The organism is Rhodococcus sp. P14 (genome assembly GCF_000256505.1).
Lineage (GTDB): Bacteria > Actinomycetota > Actinomycetes > Mycobacteriales > Mycobacteriaceae > Rhodococcus > Rhodococcus ruber.
In genome coordinates, this window is sequence record NZ_AJFC01000073.1 from 1 (window position 1) to 3,582 (window position 3,582).

Here is a 3,582-nt window from a genome sequence, read left to right on the forward strand (position 1 = left end):
GCCGGGACTACGACCGGCGCGGCGATCACCGCTCCCGCCCCGACCGTCCCTACGAGCGGGGAGAGGTGCCCCCGCCGTCCCGTCGGCGGGCGCCGGGACCGGAGACCCCGGACTACCGGCAGCCCCGGGTGCGCTATCGGGACCGGTACGAGGACTGACCGAGTCCGCGCCGGATCACACGCGCCGGATCACGCGCGCCGGATTACGCGCGACGCGCGGAGCGCAGTTCGCGCGGCAGCGCGAACACCAGGGTCTCGTTGGCTGTGGTGACCGACTGCACGTCGGCGAAACCGTGCTCGGCGAGCAGGTCGATCACGCCGCGTACGAGGACCTCCGGCACCGAGGCGCCGGAGGTGATGCCCACGGTCCGGACGCCGTCGAGCCATGCCGGGTCGACCTCGCGGGCGTAGTCGACGAGATGCGCGGCCCGGGCACCGGCCCCCAGAGCCACCTCCACGAGCCGGACCGAGTTCGACGAATTGCGGGACCCCACGACGATGACCAGGTCGCATTCGGGCGCCATCGCCTTGACCGCCACCTGCCGATTCTGGGTGGCGTAGCAGATGTCGTCGCTCGGGGGATCCTGCAGCAGCGGGAACTTCGCGCGCAGCCGCTGGACCGTCTCCATGGTCTCGTCGACGCTGAGGGTGGTCTGCGAGAGCCAGATGACCTTCGCCTCGTCGCGCACGGTGACCTGGTCGACCGCGTCCGGACCGTCGACGAGCTGGACGTGGTCGGGGGCCTCGCCGGCAGTGCCCTCCACCTCCTCGTGGCCTTCGTGACCGATGAGCAGGATGTCGTAGTCGTCGCGGGCGAAGCGCTTCGCCTCCTGATGCACCTTCGTCACCAGGGGGCACGTGGCATCGATGGTGCGCAGGCTGCGTTCGGCGGCGGAGGCGTGCACCGCAGGGGAGACACCGTGCGCCGAGAACACGAGCACCGCGCCCTCGGGTACCTCGTCGGTCTCCTCGACGAAGACGACACCTCGCTCGGCGAGGGTCTCGACCACGTGCCGGTTGTGGACGATCTCCTTGCGGACGTAGATCGGGGCACCATGCTTCTCGAGTGCCTTCTCCACCGTTTCGACGGCCCGGTCGACACCGGCGCAGTACCCGCGCGGCTCGGCGAGCAGGACGCGCTTGCCGGCAGCCGGTGAACCGGCCGACCGAGTGATTCCGACTTCGAGGGGAACAGGCGCAGACATGCCTCCAGGGTACGGGCCGTCCGCGGGGCCGGCCGTCCTCGGCTACCAATCGGGCGGCACGTGAGGCAGTCTGTTTCCCATGATCCGTCCACCGTTCATGGCGCGGGTGGCGGCCGGGCTGGCCGTCACCGCGTACGAAGAGACCCTCAAGCTGCCGTCCACCGCGGTCGCCCTGCCGATGACCACGGTCAGCCAGATCCTTCAGACGACGATGCGGATCCAGCAGACGATGACGTCGCTCGCGATCAAGGGCGACCAGTTGTTCGAGCTGCTCGGCGCTGCCCCCGCCGAGGCGCCGTCGTGGGCCACCTTCGACGACGACGCCGAACCGGTGGGCATTGCCGAGCCGTCGACCGCGGGGGCACCGGGACGCTTCGCCCTCTACTCGATGCCGCCCGCGACGGAGGCGGCGGTGCCGGTCCCCACCGATTCGAGGGCCGGGAAGTCCGCCGGCGCCGGGACGGAGGGGTCCGGGCCCCGCGCCGGAGCCGAGTCGACCGCCGAGTCCACCGCCGCCAAGATCAGTGCCGGCACGACCGCAGCCGGCGGCGACGCCGACACGACCGCGACGAAGCCGGCGAAGAAGGCAGCGAAGGCACCGGCGAAGAAGACCGCGAAGAAGGCTGCCGCCGGGAGCGCGGCCGGGGCCGAGCTTCCCGAGATCGTCGAACTGCTCGACTACCCGTCGCTGACCCTGGCGCAACTGCGGGCGCGGATGCGCACCCTGTCGGTCGAGGACCTGCGGGCGCTGCTCGAGTACGAAAGCGCCACCCGCGCGCGGGACCCGTTCGAGACCATGCTGTCCAACCGGATCGCGAACGCAAGCACCAAGTGACCTCCGCGCCCACGGCCACCCCGTCCAACTCCGCGGAACATCCGTGGCCCGTCCGGACCGTCTCGCAGAAGGTCGCGAGCTGGATCGACCGGCTCGGCTCGGTCTGGGTGGAGGGACAGATCACCCAGCTCAACGTGCGTCCCGGCACCCGCACCGCCTTCCTCACGCTGCGGGACCCGTCGGCGGACATGTCGCTGTCGGTGACGTGCTCGCCGCAGCTGGTGCAGAACTCCCCTGTGCCGCTCACCGAGGGCAGCCGGGTGGTGATGTTCGGGAAGCTGTCGTTCTGGACCGGCCGCGGCACCCTGGCCCTGCTGGTCACCGAGATCCGGGCCGTCGGAATCGGCGAACTCCTCGCTCGGATCGAGCGGCTACGGGCGCTGCTCGCGGCCGAGGGGCTGTTCGACCCGCGGCTCAAACGGCCCCTGCCGTTCCTGCCGCACCGGATCGGTCTGATCACCGGCCGGGCGAGCGCCGCCGAACGGGACGTGCTCAGCGTCGCGCAGCGCCGGTGGCCGGCGGTCCGTTTCGAGATCCGCAACACCGCCGTCCAGGGGCCCACCGCGGTCCCGCAGATCCTCGAGGCGCTCGAGGAACTCGACGCGGACCCGTCCGTCGACGTGATCGTGCTCGCGCGCGGCGGCGGCAGCGTGGAGGACCTGCTGCCGTTCTCCGACGAGGCGCTGTGCCGCGCGATCGTCCGGTGCACGACGCCCGTGGTCAGCGCGATCGGGCACGAACCGGACAGCCCGCTGTCCGACTACGTCGCCGATCTGCGGGCGGCCACCCCCACGGACGCGGCGAAACGGATCGTGCCGGACGCGGTGGCCGAGCAGGACCTGGTGGACGAGCTGCGAGAGCGAGCGGCGGCGGCGCTGCGCAACTGGGTGCGCAGGGAGGAGCACGTGATCGAACAGCTGCGCAGCCGGCCGGTGCTCGCAGACCCGCTGCGCACCGTCGACCAGCGGCGCGAGGAGATCGAGCGGCTGCGGCAGTGCGCCCGACGCGACGTGGCCCGGGCGATCGCCGCCGAGGCCACCCGGATCGAACATCTCGGGGCGCGACTCGGGACGCTCGGTCCCGCCGCCACCCTGGCCCGCGGCTACGCGGTGGTGCAGCGGATGATCCCGGACGGGGACGCGGAGGTGCTGCGGTCCGTCGACGACGCACCGCCCGGCACCCAGCTGCGGGTGCGGGTCGCCGACGGTGCGGTGCGCGCGGCCGTCATCGGACGAGAGAAGTGACGAGGAACGGATGAGCGAGACGAAGGACACGCCCGTGAGCGGCCCGAACGACGACGTTGCGGAGTTCGGCTACGAGCGGGCGCGCGACGAGCTGGTCAACGTGGTCAAGATGCTCGAACAGGGTGGCCTGGACCTGGACGAGTCGCTGACGCTGTGGGAGCGGGGCGAGGCGCTCGCGCGCCGCTGCGAGGAGCATCTCGCCGGCGCCCGGCAGCGCGTGGAGGCCGCGCTGGCGCACAGCGACGACGAGGTGGACGAAGACGACGAGTGAGCGGCGCGCCCGTCAGGGCTGTAGCGGC

General features: G+C 72.0%; 4 protein-coding genes. 3 read left to right on the forward strand and 1 reads right to left on the reverse strand.

Going from position 1 to position 3,582, the window contains the following annotated elements:
- Positions 1-202 precede the first annotated feature (202 nt).
- Positions 203-1,204, reverse strand: coding sequence for a 4-hydroxy-3-methylbut-2-enyl diphosphate reductase (locus OEY_RS0105225; RefSeq protein WP_010592858.1), 1,002 nt, complete (start codon positions 1,202-1,204; stop codon positions 203-205).
- A gap of 79 nt (positions 1,205-1,283) precedes the next feature.
- Between OEY_RS0105225 and OEY_RS0105230 the strand changes: the two genes are divergently transcribed.
- The 3 genes from OEY_RS0105230 to OEY_RS0105240 are packed head-to-tail and all read left to right on the forward strand — an operon-like array spanning position 1,284 to position 3,554.
- Positions 1,284-2,039 carry a lipid droplet-associated protein gene (locus OEY_RS0105230; RefSeq protein WP_010592859.1) on the forward strand — a complete coding sequence of 252 codons (756 nt, stop codon included), beginning with the start codon at positions 1,284-1,286 and terminating at the stop codon, positions 2,037-2,039.
- Positions 2,036-3,283, forward strand: coding sequence for an exodeoxyribonuclease VII large subunit (xseA, locus tag OEY_RS0105235; RefSeq protein WP_010592860.1), 1,248 nt, complete (start codon positions 2,036-2,038; stop codon positions 3,281-3,283). The genes OEY_RS0105230 and xseA overlap by 4 nt, the downstream gene beginning before the upstream one ends.
- Positions 3,284-3,293: 10 nt before the next feature.
- Complete coding sequence (locus tag OEY_RS0105240) at positions 3,294-3,554, forward strand: exodeoxyribonuclease VII small subunit (protein ID WP_010592861.1); 261 nt, start codon at positions 3,294-3,296, stop codon at positions 3,552-3,554.
- The last annotated feature ends 28 nt before the right edge of the window (positions 3,555-3,582 follow it).